The 13,866-nt window shown below is 66.7% G+C and carries 14 protein-coding genes; 5 read left to right on the top strand and 9 right to left on the bottom strand.

The window, feature by feature from the left end:
- Positions 1-67: 67 nt before the first annotated feature.
- Both QE395_RS11855 and QE395_RS11850 read left to right on the top strand, forming a co-directional pair.
- Entirely contained in the window at positions 68-277 is a 210-nt protein-coding gene (locus QE395_RS11855; protein ID WP_306989221.1) for a hypothetical protein, read from the top strand.
- The gene (locus QE395_RS11850; protein WP_306989219.1) at positions 274-1,500 is read left to right on the top strand and encodes an aminotransferase class V-fold PLP-dependent enzyme; all 1,227 of its coding nucleotides are present in this window, start codon (positions 274-276) and stop codon (positions 1,498-1,500) included. The genes QE395_RS11855 and QE395_RS11850 overlap by 4 nt, the downstream gene beginning before the upstream one ends.
- A 6-nt stretch (positions 1,501-1,506) precedes the next feature.
- Here the strand turns inward: QE395_RS11850 and QE395_RS11845 are convergent, their stop codons facing one another.
- From QE395_RS11845 to QE395_RS11820, 6 genes are all read right to left on the bottom strand, one after another.
- Complete coding sequence (locus QE395_RS11845; RefSeq protein ID WP_093533895.1) at positions 1,507-1,812, bottom strand: addiction module antidote protein; 306 nt, start codon at positions 1,810-1,812, stop codon at positions 1,507-1,509.
- 39 nt (positions 1,813-1,851) lie between these two features.
- Positions 1,852-2,154, bottom strand: coding sequence for a type II toxin-antitoxin system RelE/ParE family toxin (locus tag QE395_RS11840; RefSeq protein ID WP_093533893.1), 303 nt, complete (start codon positions 2,152-2,154; stop codon positions 1,852-1,854).
- Positions 2,155-2,217: 63 nt separating this feature from the next.
- Positions 2,218-2,616 carry a DUF4124 domain-containing protein gene (locus QE395_RS11835; RefSeq protein ID WP_179197353.1) on the bottom strand — a complete coding sequence of 133 codons (399 nt, stop codon included), beginning with the start codon at positions 2,614-2,616 and terminating at the stop codon, positions 2,218-2,220.
- A gap of 142 nt (positions 2,617-2,758) precedes the next feature.
- Entirely contained in the window at positions 2,759-4,051 is a 1,293-nt protein-coding gene (locus QE395_RS11830) for a DUF445 family protein (RefSeq protein WP_306989216.1), read from the bottom strand.
- Between the two features lie 130 nt (positions 4,052-4,181).
- Complete coding sequence (locus tag QE395_RS11825) at positions 4,182-5,060, bottom strand: plasmid replication/partition related protein (protein ID WP_184124215.1); 879 nt, start codon at positions 5,058-5,060, stop codon at positions 4,182-4,184.
- Positions 5,061-5,112: 52 nt separating this feature from the next.
- Entirely contained in the window at positions 5,113-6,465 is a 1,353-nt protein-coding gene (locus QE395_RS11820; protein WP_306989213.1) for an aspartate aminotransferase family protein, read from the bottom strand.
- A 233-nt stretch (positions 6,466-6,698) separates the two neighbouring features.
- Here QE395_RS11820 and QE395_RS11815 point away from each other — a divergent pair, with 233 nt between their 5' ends.
- Entirely contained in the window at positions 6,699-7,994 is a 1,296-nt protein-coding gene (locus tag QE395_RS11815; RefSeq protein ID WP_068850622.1) for an MFS transporter, read from the top strand.
- On the opposite strand, the gene QE395_RS11810 is transcribed toward QE395_RS11815, so the two are convergent.
- Both QE395_RS11810 and QE395_RS11805 read right to left on the bottom strand, forming a co-directional pair.
- Positions 7,975-8,436 (bottom strand): bacteriohemerythrin, encoded by a 462-nt coding sequence (locus QE395_RS11810; protein ID WP_068850625.1) that lies wholly within the window; start codon positions 8,434-8,436, stop codon positions 7,975-7,977. The two genes, QE395_RS11815 and QE395_RS11810, sit on opposite strands and share 20 nt — an antisense overlap.
- 69 nt (positions 8,437-8,505) lie before the next feature.
- Positions 8,506-9,846, bottom strand: a complete 1,341-nt coding sequence (locus QE395_RS11805; protein WP_184124209.1) for a diguanylate cyclase — start codon at positions 9,844-9,846, stop codon at positions 8,506-8,508.
- Between the two features lie 292 nt (positions 9,847-10,138).
- On the opposite strand from QE395_RS11805, the gene QE395_RS11800 reads away from it, so the two are divergent.
- Complete coding sequence (locus tag QE395_RS11800; protein ID WP_306989209.1) at positions 10,139-10,801, top strand: DUF6338 family protein; 663 nt, start codon at positions 10,139-10,141, stop codon at positions 10,799-10,801.
- A gap of 105 nt (positions 10,802-10,906) precedes the next feature.
- Here the strand turns inward: QE395_RS11800 and QE395_RS11795 are convergent, their stop codons facing one another.
- Complete coding sequence (locus tag QE395_RS11795; RefSeq protein WP_095364004.1) at positions 10,907-12,208, bottom strand: FAD-binding oxidoreductase; 1,302 nt, start codon at positions 12,206-12,208, stop codon at positions 10,907-10,909.
- A gap of 145 nt (positions 12,209-12,353) precedes the next feature.
- On the opposite strand from QE395_RS11795, the gene QE395_RS11790 reads away from it, so the two are divergent.
- Entirely contained in the window at positions 12,354-13,805 is a 1,452-nt protein-coding gene (locus QE395_RS11790; RefSeq protein WP_255220510.1) for a glutamine synthetase family protein, read from the top strand.
- Positions 13,806-13,866: the final 61 nt, after the last annotated feature.

The raw sequence follows: 13,866 nt of genomic DNA, 5'->3' as shown, positions 1-13,866 counted from the left end.
CTGCAATGTCGGGTCGAACAACGAACGTCACCGGCCGAAGCCGGTGACAGGGAAAGGGTGGCCATCCGTGGCCAAGCCGCCGCACAGGGCGGGGGTATCCCTGGAGAACGGTGTTGCCTCTGTCGCGCACCGCAGCGCCACCATCGGCGGCGCGCAGGACGGCATCGAGCAAGCATCCAGTTCGCTAATGATAGTCATTATCATTCGCTTCGGCAAGATTGATCGGCATTTCGCGCCACCCGTTCTTCGCGCGGCGGCTGCAATACTGGCCGCATGACCGACGCAGACCTGCACGCTCTCGACGCCTTGCCCGATCCCGCCGGGCGCGACCCTGACAGGCTGGCAGCCGATGAGGACTGGTGGTCCCAGGTAGCGGCGCTGTACGACCTCACCGACGAGGTGGTCATGCTCGACAACGGCTACTGGGGCGCGATGGCGCGGCCCGTGTTGCAGTCGTATCAGCGCGCCACCGCACGCGTGAACCGTGAGAATGCCTGGTTCGGGCGGCGGGAGTTCCCGGCGTTGTTGGAACACGCGCGGGCAACGCTGGCCGAAGCGCTGGGCGTGGGCACCGATGAGATCGTGCTGACACGGGGCGCGACGGAAGCGATGCAGGTACTGATTGCCGGCTATCGGCACCTGTCTCCGGGCGATACCGTGCTGTATGCGGACACCGACCACGAAAGCGCGATCGCCGCCGTGCAGTGGCTGCGCGAACGCAGGGGCGTGGACGTACAGCGCATCGTGCTGCCGGAGCCGTTCGACCATGACGGCATCGTGGACACCTACCGCAAGGCGCTGGCGCGCTACCCGCGCACCCGCCTGCTGCTGCTCACCCAGGTCGGCCATCGCAACGGCATGCTGCTGCCGGTGGCGGAGATCAGCGCACTGGCCCGCGCGGCCGGCGCGGACGTGGTGCTGGATGCGGCCCATGGCGTCGGCCAGGTCGACACGCCGCTGAGCGCGATGGGCGCGGATTTCGTCGGCATCAACCTGCACAAGTGGATCGGCGCACCGGTCGGCATGGGTGCGCTCTACGTGCGTCGCGGACGCGTTCAGGACCTGGATCCCTGCATGGGCGAGGCCGACACCGGCGATATCGACAGCCGCGTCCACACCGGCACGGTCAACTTCGCGGCGGTCATGGCCTTGCCGGCCGCGGTATCGCTGCACCAGCGGATCGGCGTGGCCAACAAGCGCGCGCGCCTGCTGCGCCTGCGCAACCAGTGGCTGGACGCGCTGCGCGAAGACGCCCGGATCCAGCTGCTGGCGTCGCCGGATCCGCGTCTGTCCAGCGCCATCGCCGCCTTCCGCCTGCGCGGGCAGGTCAGCCTGGAGGCCAACGCCGCCACCGCCGAGCGCATGCTGCAACAGTCTGGTGTGTTCGTGGTGGCCCGCGAGGGATTGGCGTCCGGCGCCTGCGTACGCGTGACACCGGGGATCTTCAGCACCCCCGCGCAGATGCAATCGCTCATAGACGCGGTGCGCGCCGTGGCCTGATGGACGTCAGGCTGGACCTGGCTGTTCCAGCGGCTCGATGATCAGGCGCACACCGAGAGCGCCAAGTACCCGTTGAACGGTGTCGAAGCGAGGATGCGCGCCCGGCTTGAGTGCCTTGTAGAGACTCTCCCGCCCGAGGCCAGAGGCCTCGGCAATCTGCGCCATGCCACGGGCGCGCGCCACCACCTGGAGTGCATCCTGGAAATGCGCGGCGTCATCCGCGGAAAGTGCCTCGGTGAGGTACTGCGCAATGGCGGCATCGTCGACCAGATGATCCGCGGGATCGAAAGCAACGAGGACTGGCTTGCTCATGGTTGAATCCTGAAGAGGCAGTTGCGCGCTGTGGTTGCATCACGTTCCACGCGGGAATTGGGCGGCCATCTTCTGCGCCTGCAGGATGTCCGGAGCTTGGCTGTCCTTGTCGCCTGCGCAGAGCAGGATGATGATTTGCCGGCCCCGCCGCGTGAAGTACACGCGGTAGCCGGGGCCATGGTGAATCCGCAGCTCACTGACGCCGCTGCCGATGGGTTTGATATCCACCGGCAGACCCTGAGCCATCCGTTGGATGCGTTCGGCAATCACTGCGCGGGCGCGCGTATCACGGAGCCTGCGCATCCATTTGTCGAACGCTTCCGTAGCCTGGACCGTAACCATACACCGAATGTATCCATTTGGATACATCGTGCAAGGCCTTATCCGACAGTTCGAACGCTTCGTTCAGCGCGAGCTGCAGGCCTTGGCGATTTCGGTATCGATCCGCTCCGGTGCGGGGCGTCCGAACATCTCGCTGATCTCGCGGCGGGAACGCAGTTCTTCGCATTGCTCCGGATTGGCCGCGCCGTCGATCACGGTGCCGCGCACCGGGGGCTCTCCACGGCCAGCGTCAGCCTGCATGCGGCGGCGGGCCTGGTGCAGGTCGCGCTGGGCGCGGGTGCGCTCTTCCCACGTGAGGTTGGGGTCTTTGACAATCGGGCGGGTCACGCCGGTGTCCTGCTCGGGCGGGCAGGGTACCGTCTGGTAGATGGTCTGGGCGCCGTTCGCGCACTTGTACACGCGCCCGGCGTGGGCATTGCAGGCCAGCGCGCACAGCGCCAGCGTCATGATCGTCCTTCGCATCGTTCCCCCGGCGGGCCACTCCAGCCCTGAATGCGCGGCAGAATACGCGAACCACGTCTCAAAAACACCCGGGCAATCTGTCAACCGGGCCTGCCACAAACAGACGTAGGGCCACGCCCTGTGTGGCTGCGCAGGGCAGTCGCTACCAATGCATCCAAACGGTCAGCGCATGCAGCAACAGCCCGATCAACCCACCCACCAAGGTGCCGTTGAACCGGATGAATTGCAGGTCGCGTCCCACGCTCAGCTCCAACTGCTCCACCAGGTGCCGTTCGTCCCAGCCCTTCACGGTCTGCGCGATATGGCTGGTCACGCCTTCGCGCAACCGGCTGGTCAGGCGCTCGGCGCCATCCATGAGGTGCTGGTTGAGCGCCTCGCGCAGTGAAGGGTCCTCCTGCAGCGCCTGGCCGATCTTGCCCAGGCTGCGCTGCAGGTGGCCGGCCAGCGCAGACGATTCGCTGGACAGATCGGCGCGCAGGCTGGCATGGATGCGCGCCCACAGGCCCTGGACGTACTCCTGCACCGCCGGGTGGTCGATCACCTGCTGCTTGAGCTGGTCGACCTTTTCCGCCAGTGCCGGGTCGTGGCGCAGGCGCTGGATGTAGTCGCCCAGCCACGCCTCGTAATCCTTGCGCAACGGGTGTTCCGGCTCGGCCAGGATCTGCTGCAGTTCGGCCAGCACCGCGTGCGCCATGCGCTCGGCCAGGCTGTCGCCGATTTCATCAATGGGTTTGACCCAGTTCACCGTGCTGGCGAGCTTCGGCCATTCGCGCTGGATGTAACGCACGATCAGTTCGGAAGCGCGCTGCCGCACGGCGTCGTTGTCCATCCACTGGCTGATCCGGGTCAGCCCTTCGTCCAGCACCCGCTGGTGGCGGTTGTCGGCGGTGAGCAGGCCCAGCAGCTCGCCGGCAGTGGCCGCCGCGTTCCACTGCCGCAGCTGCTCGACCACGAACGCCTGGATGCTGCGGCGCACGGCGGCTTCGTCCAGGAAATCCAGCGCCTGCAGGGCCCAGCCCCGCGCCATGTCGGCCAGCAGCCGCGACCGTGCGGGATCGGCCAGCCAGCTGCCGAGCCGGCTGGCGGGGTCGAATACCTGCAGCCGGGCCAGCAGTGCCTGCGGTTCCAGGAACTGGTCGCGCACGAACACCGCCAGGCTGTCGGCAATGCGCTCCTTGCTGCGCGGGATGATCGCCGTGTGCGGGATCGGCAGGCCCAGCGGGTGGCGGAACAACGCCACCACCGCGAACCAGTCGGCCAGCGCGCCCACCGCAGCGGCTTCACAGAAGGCGGAGACCCACGCCCAGATACCGCGTTCGCCGTTGAGATGGCTGATGACGAAACCGGCCAGCATGGCCAGCAGCATCGCCAGGGCAATGGCTTTGAGGCGGCGCAGCTGGGCGCGGCGGGGGTCGACCGAGGGCGTGCTGTTCATGCGGCAAGTGTATCGACCCGGATGCGAACGCCGCCTCGACAAGCATTCTGGAGGGCCGGCCAACGGCCGGCGCTACCATGGAACTCCCACATCGCTCGACGGTAGCGCCGGCCGTTGGCCGGCAGAACGGTTACGCCACGTCTCCGACCTGTCGGCGAAGCGCCGCCAACTGGGCACGCAGCGCATCGTTTTCGAGGGTGAGCGCGATCACACGCTGGCGCAGCTCGGCCGGGCCTTCGCCCAGCGAGGCCAGTGCCTCGGCGATCTCGGCCTCACGGCTGGGATCGACCTCCAGCTCGCCATCGGCGCTGTGCAGCACCTCCTGCACCGGCTTGCGCGGCTTGCGCTTGGCCTCGCGCACGCGCTTGGCGGCCTGTTTCAACTCGTCCTTGCCGGCGGCCGCGGCCGCGCGCTGTTCCTCTTCCGGCAGCGCCGCTACGGCCGCCGCAGCGCTGATCGAGATCACCCCGCTCTTGACCGCTTCCACCAGTTCCGGCGCGGCCTGCTTGTGGATGCGTTCGATCATCGTCACCTGGCTGCTGCTCAGCCGGGCTTCGCGCGCCATGTCAGCGCGGCTTACCTTCGGCGCCGGCGCCCACGGCGGGCTGTCCTCATCGCCTTCGGGCGTGGCATCGGCGATCTCGCCGTCGCTTTCGCGCTGCAGCTGGGCCTGGTCGGCGCGGTGGCGCTCGGCCAGGATGTCCCGCTTGCGCAGGGCCAGCACGCCGCGCTGGAAGTCAGACACGCTGCGCCGGCCCAGGTGCTGTTCGATCATCCACAGGTGCACGTCGTCCATCGACTGGAAGCGGGTGTTCTGCACCGTCTGGAACGGCAGGCCGTGCTTCTGGCAGATGCCGTAGCGGTTGTGCCCATCCACCAATACATCGTTCCACAGCACCAGGGCGTCGCGGCAGCCTTCGGCCAGGATGCTGCGCTCCAGCGCCTCGTGTTCGTCGGCGGTGAGCGGATCGATGTAGGCCTTGAGTTCTTCTTTGACGACGATGTCCATGCAATCCGGTTGGCGAGCAGCTGTTGACCGCCCATTGTACCGGTCGCCGGCATCACGCCGTGGCGCGGATCATCTCGCCCAGCACGTCCACGATCCGGTCGATCTGCGCCCGGTCGATGATCAGCGGCGGCGACAGCGCGATCACGTCGCCGGTACAGCGCACCAGCAGCGCCCCGTCGCGGAAGCAGCGCTCGAACACCTCAAAACCCCGGCTGCCAGGCGCGCCCTTGCGCGGCGCCAGCTCGACCGCACCGATCAGCCCGAAATTGCGGATGTCCACCACGTTCGGCAGCCCGCGCAGGCTGTGCAGGCGGGTCTGCCAGTATTCGCCCAGCTCGATGGCACGGTCGAACAGGCCTTCGGCGGCATATGTGTCCAGCGCCGCCAGCGCAGCAGCGCAGGCCAGCGGATGGCCGGAATAGGTATAGCCGTGGAACAGCTCGATGGCCCCCGGCGGGCCCTGCATGTACGCGGCGTGGATGGCATCGGACACCATCACCGCGCCCATCGGCACCGCGCCGTTGGTCAGCCCCTTGGCCATCGTCAGCAGGTCCGGGGTGACCCCGAAGCGCTGCGCGGCAAAGGCGTTGCCGACCCGGCCGAAACCGGTGATGACCTCGTCGAACACCAGCAGGATGCCGTGCTGGTCGCAGATCTCGCGCAGGCGCTTCAGGTAGCCCGGCGCCGGCAGGATCACCCCGGCTGAACCGGCGATGGGCTCGACGAATACCGCCGCGATGGTGGAGGCATCATGCAGCGCGATCAGCCGTTCCAGGTCTTCGGCCAGTTCGGCGCCGTGGCGGGGCAGCCCGGGGGTGAAGGCGTTGCGTGACAGGTCCAGGGTGTGGCGAAGGAAGTCGCTGCCTGCCAGCAGCGGGCCGAAGCCTCTGCGGTTGTTGGGCAGGCCGCCGATCGACAGCCCACCGAAACCAACCCCGTGGTAGGCCTTCTCGCGCCCGATGAAACGGGTGCGCTGGCCTTCGCCGCGCAGCCGGTGGTAGCCGAGCACGATCTTCATCGCCGTATCCACCGCCTCGGAACCGGAGTTGGTGAAGAAGGCATGGTTCAGCGGTCCGGGAGCGAGCGCGGCCAGGCGCTGCGCCAGCACGAATGGCAGCGGCGTGCCCATCTGGAAAGGCGGGGCGAAATCCAGCGTAGCCGCCTGCTCCTGGATGGCCTGCACGATCCGCGGCCGGGCGTGCCCGGCGTTGCAGCACCACAGCCCGGCGGCGCCATCAAGGATCGGGCGGTCGTCCACGTCGTGGTAGTACATGCCTTCGGCACGCACCAGCAGGCGCGGTGCGGCCTTGAACTGGCGGTTGGCGGTGAACGGCATCCACCAGGCGTCGAGGCTGGTGGGTGCGTGTTGGGACAGCGGGGATGGCGGTGTTTCGGTGGGGGGCATGGTGCTGGACCCGCGAATGTGAATGGTCTCGACTTTACTGCCTGGATCGTTGCTTCGTCGTGGACCGCCTGGTCCGGCCAACGGCCGGGGCTACCGCTGGTTTCGTTCGGCACAGCCTGGTCCGGCCAATGGCCGGGGCTACCGCTGGTTTCGTTGTTTCGCGTGCAACCATCGCGACGGTGGGCGGCGGTCACGTGGCAGAATCGGGCAGCTGATCTTCCCGCACGTGAACGATGTCGACTCCTGCCGCTGCCAACGCCGCCAATTCGCCCCGCCGCATCCTGCTGGCCAGCCTGATCGGCACCACCATCGAGTTCTTCGACTTCTACATTTACGCCACGGCGGCGGTGCTGGTGTTCCCGCACCTGTTCTTCCCCGACAGCAGCGAAGGGGCCGCGCTGCTGCAGTCGCTGGCGACCTTCGCGGTGGCGTTCATCGCCCGCCCGGTCGGCTCGGCGGTATTCGGCCATTACGGCGACCGGATCGGGCGCAAGGCCACGCTGGTGGCTGCGCTGCTGACCATGGGCGTGTCGACCGTGGCGATCGGCCTGCTGCCCACTCACGCCAGCATCGGCATCCTGGCGCCGGCGCTGCTGGCGCTGTGCCGGTTCGGCCAGGGCCTGGGCCTGGGCGGCGAGTGGGGTGGGGCGGTACTGCTGGCCACGGAGAACGCGCCACCGGGCAAGCGGGCCTGGTACGGCATGTTCCCGCAGCTGGGCGCGCCACTCGGGTTCCTGCTCTCGGCCGGCATCTTCCTGCTGCTGGGCCGCGCGATGAGCGATGCGGACTTCCTGCAGTGGGGCTGGCGCGTGCCGTTCCTGGCCAGCTCACTGCTGGTGGCGGTAGGCCTGTGGGTGCGCCTGAACATCCATGAGACCCCGCAGTTCCAGGCCGCACTGGACCGCAACGAACGCGTGCGCCTGCCGATGTGGACAGTGCTGCGCCACCACCCGCGCACCTTGGTGCTGGGCACGCTCGGGGCGTTCGCCACCTTCGTGCTGTTCTACCTGATGACGGTGTTCACCCTCGGCTATGGCACCACCGTGCTGCACTACAGCCGCGAGCAGTTCCTGCTGCTGCAGATGGTGGGCATCCTGTTCTTCGCCGCCGGTATTCCGCTGTCGGCGATGTACGGCGACCGCTGGGGCACCCGGCGCACGATGATCGTGGCCAGCGGCCTGATCCTCGGTTTCGGCGTATTGTTCGCGCCGTTGTTCCAGGCCGGCAGTCCGTGGCTGGTAGTGGGGTTCCTGGCCCTTGGCCTGTTCCTGATGGGCCTGACCTACGGGCCCTGCGGCACGTTCCTGGCCGAAATCTACCCGGTCCAGGTGCGCTATACCGGCGCCTCGCTGTCGTTCAACCTGGCCGGCATCCTCGGCGCGGCGCCGGCACCGTACGTGGCTACCTGGTTGGCCGGCCGTTTCGGTCTGGTCGCGGTGGGCTACTACCTGTGCCTGACTGCGGTGATCACCATCCTGGCGCTGCTGGCCATGGGCCGGCCAACCCGACTCAGCGGAAAATCCGCTTGAGGGTGCGACCCAGCCAGCTGCCCTGCTGGTGGTCGCGGGCGAACTGGTTCAGGTGCTGCTTGACCGATTCGGCGTAGGCCTTGTCATCGCCCCGGATGTGGTTGAACAGCCAGCGCGACAGCATCGTGCGCAGTTCGTCGGTGATGTCCTCGCCGGCCTGGAAACGCAGCCGGTATTCGGACACGCGCTTGCCGAATATCTCGTGCACGCGCTTGTGCGCGGCGCAGAACGGGTAGCCGGCTTCTTCCATCAGCTCTTCCTCGAACGCGAAGTGCGACATGGTGTAGTCCACCAGTTCGTCGATCACCTCGGCCACGGCCACCTTGTGCAGGCTGGTCTGCGCCACGTGCAGGTGGTTGAGCATCTCCACGATCCGCATGTGCTGGTGGTCGATGACGTCGATGCCGATGTTCAGGTCGTCCTGCCAGACCAGAAGTGCCATGCTGCGTTCCCTGTGATGTTCGCTGGGAACGACTCTAGGCAGGGCGGGGCGGACCTGCGTTGACCTGGATCAAGGCGCCAGCGCGGGTTCCCGGGCGGCGGTGGCCTCGCGCGTGCTGCACACGCGGTTGCGGCCGCCGGCCTTGGCCAGATACAGCTGGCGGTCGGCTTCGGAAATCAGCCGGTGCAGCGAATCGTGCTGCGGGCGGATGCAGCACAAGCCGATGCTGACCGTCATCCGCAGCGTGGTGTGACCAAGATCCACTTCCAGCGCGGCGATACGCTGGCGCAGGATCTCGAAGTAGCCGATGGCTTCGTCTTCCTCCAGCCCCGGTACCAGCAGGCAGAACTCTTCGCCACCGAAGCGCGCGATCAGGTCCTGGTCGCGTGCGTGGTCGGCGACGGCCGCGGCCACCGCCCGCAATGCGTCGTCGCCGGCTTCATGGCCATGGGTGTCGTTGATGTGCTTGAAGTGATCGATATCGATCATCGCCACCGCCACCTGCTCACCCTGCACCTGCAGCTTCGGCAGTTGGCGCGTGCTCTGTTCCAGGAAGCAGCGGCGGTTGGGCAGGCCGGTGAGGAAATCGCGGGTGGCCAGGTCCTGCAGCGTACCGATCAGCTCCAGCTGGTCCACGTTCTGCGAGACGCGGCAGAAGAACTCCTCGCGCGAGAAGGGTTTGCGCAGGAAGTCATTGGCGCCGTTCTTCAGGAAGCGCGGAATCAGCGAGGGATCGGTATTGCCGGAAATGCCGATCACCGCCACCTTGTCGCGCGAGCGCAGGGTACGCAGCCGGCGGGTGAATTCCACGCCCTCCATGCCGGGCATTTCCTGGTCGACCACCGCCAGCCGGATCGCCGGGTGGGCCTCGATCGCCTTCAGGCCCTCGGCACCGTCGGCAGCCTCGTAGACGTCGTGGCCATACATGCGCAGCAGCGAGGCGGCGTACATGCGCGCGGACATCGAATCATCCACCACCAGCGCGGCGATGCGCCGGTTGCGGTCCAGGCGCTGCACCAGCCACACCAGGTAGTCGATGCTGCCGGGGGTGTTCTTGAGCACGTAATCGATGATCTGCTGCTGCAGTACGCGCTTGCGCAGGTCCTCGTCGTACACCCCGCTGACCACCACCGTACGCAGCCCGCGCGACAGGAAGTACTCCACCACCTTGTCGCGGTCGCCATCGGCCAGCACCAGCCCGGTCAGCACCAGGAACCAGCCCTGTTCCTCATCCAGCAGGCGCCCGGCCTCGGCGAGCGAGGTCGCCACCGACACCGGCAGCTCCAGCCGCTGCTCGATGGCTTCCTTGAGCATGCTGGTGAACGTGCGCGAGTTCTCCACCAGCAGGATCCGCTGGGGAAGGTCATCACCGGGGTCGCTGGGGAAGGCGCCCTGAAACAGTGCCGGCATGTTGCGTACGCTCGAATCCGAGAGGGTCGGAAGGTGTATCGGCGTCTTCACGCCGGACTTTAGGCCCAATCTCCCGATCTGTGACCGCAATGTCCGGAACCGGGGCTGCAACGCCCGGATCCGGAGGTCCCGGACCGTAGCGCCATACCCTGCGTGGCAGCCCTCCCGACTCCGCCGGGCCAATCCGTAGGAAGAATCAATCGCTACCCGACTGGAATGAGAGCTGATGCACGTACGGGCATGCTTCCGCCGCTTACGATTCCTCTGTGCTCGAAACTCTGGTCCGCAACGCATGGACAACCTCTACAAGGAAGTGACCCCGCTACTCACGTTCCTGCTGCCGGGCTTCCTGTCCGCATCGATCTTTTATGGGTTCACGTCTCATCCCAAACCCAGTCAGTTCGAAAGGACAGTTGAAGCGCTGGTCTTTACGTTCGTTGTTCATGCCGTCACTCGGATGATTGAGGCCGTGTTGGAAGCACTCGGCCGCGTCTGGTCCGCTGGAGAGTGGACATCGACAAGCCAGCTCACCTGCTCGGTGTTGATTGCGACAGCTCTGGGTGCGTTGATGGCAGCTGACGTCAACAAAGATGCCGTTCATTCCTGGCTGAGGAAGAAAGGAATGACATCTCGCAGTTCGCATTCAAGCGAGTGGCATGGTGTCCTGGGTTCGAGCCTTTCCGACGTAGTGCTGCATCTGGTCGACGGGAGGCGACTCACGGGCTGGCCGAAGGAGTGGCCTCTGAATCCAGGACAGGGTCAGTTCTATATTCTGGATCCTGCGTGGATCGATAATGATGGAAATCCTGTGGATCTGATTGATCTGGAGGGCATAATCATTCAAGCGACCGATGTCAGGTGGGTCGAAGTAATAATGGTCGAAGGAGTTCGAGATGGCTGTTTTACGCAACGGTTCCAATCCACCACTGCCGCCATGGAGACGCGTGCGTTCTGACGGCGCGGATCAGCCGATTCGCAGCAACCGGCCCAAGCTTCCGCCGAATCCGCCGCCTGCACCCAAGCGCCCCTGAGGGGAGCGCTGCGCTCGACTACGCACCCTTTACCCCAACACATCCCGCAGCTTGTACCAGGACATGGCGGCCACCAGCAGCGGCGTGCGCAGGAGCTTCCCACCGGGGAAGCGTGCATGCGGAATGCGCTCGAACACATCCAATCGTTCGTTCTGTCCGGCAATGGCCGCGGCAATCACTGCGCCGGCCAATCCCGTCGCGGCGACGCCATGGCCGGAGAAACCCTGCGCGAAGTACACGTTGGGTGTGAGCCGGCCCCAATGCGGGGCACGGTTGCGGGTGATGTCCACGTAGCCGCCCCAGACCTGCTCCATGCCCACGTCGGCCAGCTGCGGGAACACCTGGTGCATGCGTCTGGTCATTACCCCGCGCAGGTTCGGTGGCGGCAATGCGGAATAGCTGGCGCGGCCGCCGAACAGCAACCGGTGGTCAGTACTCAGCTTGAAGTAATCCAGCGCCCAGCTGACGTCGGCCACGGCCATGTCATTGCGGATCAGCGCCCGGGCCCGTTCCTCGCCCAGCGGGGCGCTGGCGCCGATATAGGTACCCACCGGCATGATCCGGCTCTCCAGCTCCGGTGCGATGCCCTGCAGCCACGCGTTGCCGGCGATGACCACCTGGTTGGCGGTGACGGTGCCGTGGGCGGTACGCAGCTGCGGGCGGTCCCCGCGCACCAGTTCCAGGACAGGGCTGGCCTCATGGATCACCACGCCCAAGCCCTCGGCCGCGCGGGCGAGCCCCAGCGCATAGGCGAGCGGATGCAGGTGGCCGCTGGCCGCATCGAACATCGCACTGCGATAGCGCGGGCTGTCGAGCTGGCTGCGCAGCTGCTGCCGGTCCCACCACTGCAGCGGGTAGTCGTAGCGCTCCACCAGCGTGTCCATGCCTGCGCGCAGCGCACGCTCCTGGCGCGCGTTGATTGGCACGCTGGCGTGGCCATCGCGCCAGTCGCACTGGATCGCGTAGTGGCTCAGGCGATTGCGGAGCAGGGCCATGCCCTCGCGGGAGAAGTCGAACAGGCGTCGCGCATCGGCATTTCCGACCAGCCGTTCCAGCGTATCCACCTCGCAGCCGTAGCCGACAATGGCCTGGCCGCCATTACGGCCCGAGGCGCCCCAGCCGACCCGGTGCGCCTCGAGCACGGTCACCCGGTAGCCGCGTTCGGCCAACGAGAGCGCGGCCGACAGGCCGGTATAGCCCGCGCCCAGTACGCACACGTCGGTGGCATGGTCGCCCCGCAGCGGCGCGCGCAGTGGCGCGTCGGGCACGCTGTCGGCATACCAGCTGGGTGCGTGCGCCTGTCCGGCCAGGCTCTTCGGGGGCTCGCTCATGCGCCCAGCATGCCAGCAACCCGTGTCGAGGGCAGGTGCGCCCGCTGTGACGGCGGTTGCCGACGGGGGTACAGTGGCACTATCACAATACGTTCCAGCCCTTCGGCGAAGCTTGTCGTCGTTACTCCAGCACAGCAGACCGGTCATGACCACCCGAACGCGTTCGCGCAAAGCCCCCTCTCCATCGCGCAAGGCCGCCGCTCCGTCGCGGAAGGCCCCCGCGCGCAAGGCCACGGCCAAACCGGCTGCCGAAGAGAGTGTGCTGCTGCGCTGGCTCAAGGATCGCCACATCACCGAAGTGGAATGCCTGGTGCCGGACATCACCGGCAATGCGCGCGGCAAGATCATCCCGGCCGACAAGTTCTCGCATGACTACGGCACCCGGCTGCCCGAGGGCATCTTCGCCACCACCGTCACCGGCGAGTTTCCGGACGATTACTACGAACTGACCTCGCCGTCGGACTCGGACATGATCCTGCGCCCGGACCCTGATACCGTGCGCATGGTGCCGTGGGCCACCGACCCCACCGCGCAGGTCATCCACGACTGCTACACCAAGCACGGCGAGCCGCATGAGCTGGCGCCACGCAACGTGCTGCGCCGGGTGCTCGATGCCTATGCCGAACTGGGCCTGCGCCCGGTGGTGGCGCCGGAGCTGGAATTCTTCCTGGTGCAGAAAAACACTGATCCGGACTTTCCGCTGCTGCCGCCCGCCGGCCGCTCGGGCCGCCCGGAAACGGCGCGGCAGTCGTACTCGATCGATGCCGTGAACGAATTCGATCCGATCCTCGACCTGATGTACGACTACTGCGACGCGATGAAGCTGGACGTGGACACGCTCATCCACGAATCCGGCGCGGCGCAGCTGGAGGTCAACTTCACCCACGCCAACGCGATGGACCTTGCCGACCAGGTGTTCCTGTTCAAGCGCACCATGCGCGAATCAGCCATGCGCCATGGGGTGTACGCCACCTTCCTGGCCAAGCCGATGGAAACCGAGCCGGGCAGCGCCATGCACATCCACCAGAGCCTGGTGCGGGTCAGCGACGGCCACAACGTGTTCAGTGGTGACAGCGGCGGGGAGGAGTTCAGCCCGTTGTTCGGCCACTACCTGGCCGGGCTGCAGAAGTACGTGCCGGCAGCGATGGCCTTCTTCGCCCCGAACGTGAATTCCTACCGGCGGCTGGTATTCGGCGAGGTTTCTCCCAGCAACGTTCACTGGGGCTTCGACAACCGCACCTGCGGGCTGCGGGTGCCGATGGATACCCCGGAAAACATGCGCGTGGAAAGCCGTTTTGCCGGCTCCGACGCCAATCCCTACCTGGCGATCGCCGCCACCCTGGCCGCCGGCCTGCTGGGCATCCGCGAGCAGGGCTCGCCGACCGCCCCGATCAGTGGCAGCGCCAAGGAGCTGGGCTACGACCTGCCGCGCTCGCTGGGCGAGGCGCTGGACGGCCTGGAGCGCTGCCCGGAACTGCGCGAGATGCTCGGCGAGCGGTTCTGCCGGGCGTATGTGTCGGTCAAGCGCAAGGAGTACGAGACCTTCTTCCGGGTGATCAGCTCCTGGGAGCGGGAGTTCCTGCTGCTGAATGTGTAAGCGGCCCAGCCGCCCGATCAGGCATGGCCGTGAGCGCCATGTGCTGGGAAAATACCCGGCT

The sequence above is a fragment of the Stenotrophomonas sp. SORGH_AS_0282 genome (genome assembly GCF_030818125.1).
Taxonomy (GTDB): domain Bacteria; phylum Pseudomonadota; class Gammaproteobacteria; order Xanthomonadales; family Xanthomonadaceae; genus Stenotrophomonas; species Stenotrophomonas rhizophila_A.
The sequence above is the reverse complement of the archived record's forward strand: the minus strand, read 5'-3'. Positions and strand labels throughout refer to the sequence as shown.

What these genes read in the sequence shown, in the direction of transcription:
- QE395_RS11850 (WP_306989219.1), top strand. Translation starts at nt 274, where the DNA reads ATGACCGACGCAGACCTGCACGCTCTCGACGCCTTGCCCGATCCCGCC.
- QE395_RS11845 (WP_093533895.1), bottom strand. Translation starts at nt 1,812, where the DNA reads ATGAGCAAGCCAGTCCTCGTTGCTTTCGATCCCGCGGATCATCTGGTC.
- QE395_RS11840 (WP_093533893.1), bottom strand. Translation starts at nt 2,154, where the DNA reads ATGGTTACGGTCCAGGCTACGGAAGCGTTCGACAAATGGATGCGCAGG.
- QE395_RS11835 (WP_179197353.1), bottom strand. Translation starts at nt 2,616, where the DNA reads ATGCGAAGGACGATCATGACGCTGGCGCTGTGCGCGCTGGCCTGCAAT.
- QE395_RS11830 (WP_306989216.1), bottom strand. Translation starts at nt 4,051, where the DNA reads ATGAACAGCACGCCCTCGGTCGACCCCCGCCGCGCCCAGCTGCGCCGC.
- QE395_RS11825 (WP_184124215.1), bottom strand. Translation starts at nt 5,060, where the DNA reads ATGGACATCGTCGTCAAAGAAGAACTCAAGGCCTACATCGATCCGCTC.
- QE395_RS11820 (WP_306989213.1), bottom strand. Translation starts at nt 6,465, where the DNA reads ATGCCCCCCACCGAAACACCGCCATCCCCGCTGTCCCAACACGCACCC.
- QE395_RS11815 (WP_068850622.1), top strand. Translation starts at nt 6,699, where the DNA reads ATGTCGACTCCTGCCGCTGCCAACGCCGCCAATTCGCCCCGCCGCATC.
- QE395_RS11810 (WP_068850625.1), bottom strand. Translation starts at nt 8,436, where the DNA reads ATGGCACTTCTGGTCTGGCAGGACGACCTGAACATCGGCATCGACGTC.
- QE395_RS11805 (WP_184124209.1), bottom strand. Translation starts at nt 9,846, where the DNA reads ATGCCGGCACTGTTTCAGGGCGCCTTCCCCAGCGACCCCGGTGATGAC.
- QE395_RS11800 (WP_306989209.1), top strand. Translation starts at nt 10,139, where the DNA reads ATGGACAACCTCTACAAGGAAGTGACCCCGCTACTCACGTTCCTGCTG.
- QE395_RS11795 (WP_095364004.1), bottom strand. Translation starts at nt 12,208, where the DNA reads ATGAGCGAGCCCCCGAAGAGCCTGGCCGGACAGGCGCACGCACCCAGC.
- QE395_RS11790 (WP_255220510.1), top strand. Translation starts at nt 12,354, where the DNA reads ATGACCACCCGAACGCGTTCGCGCAAAGCCCCCTCTCCATCGCGCAAG.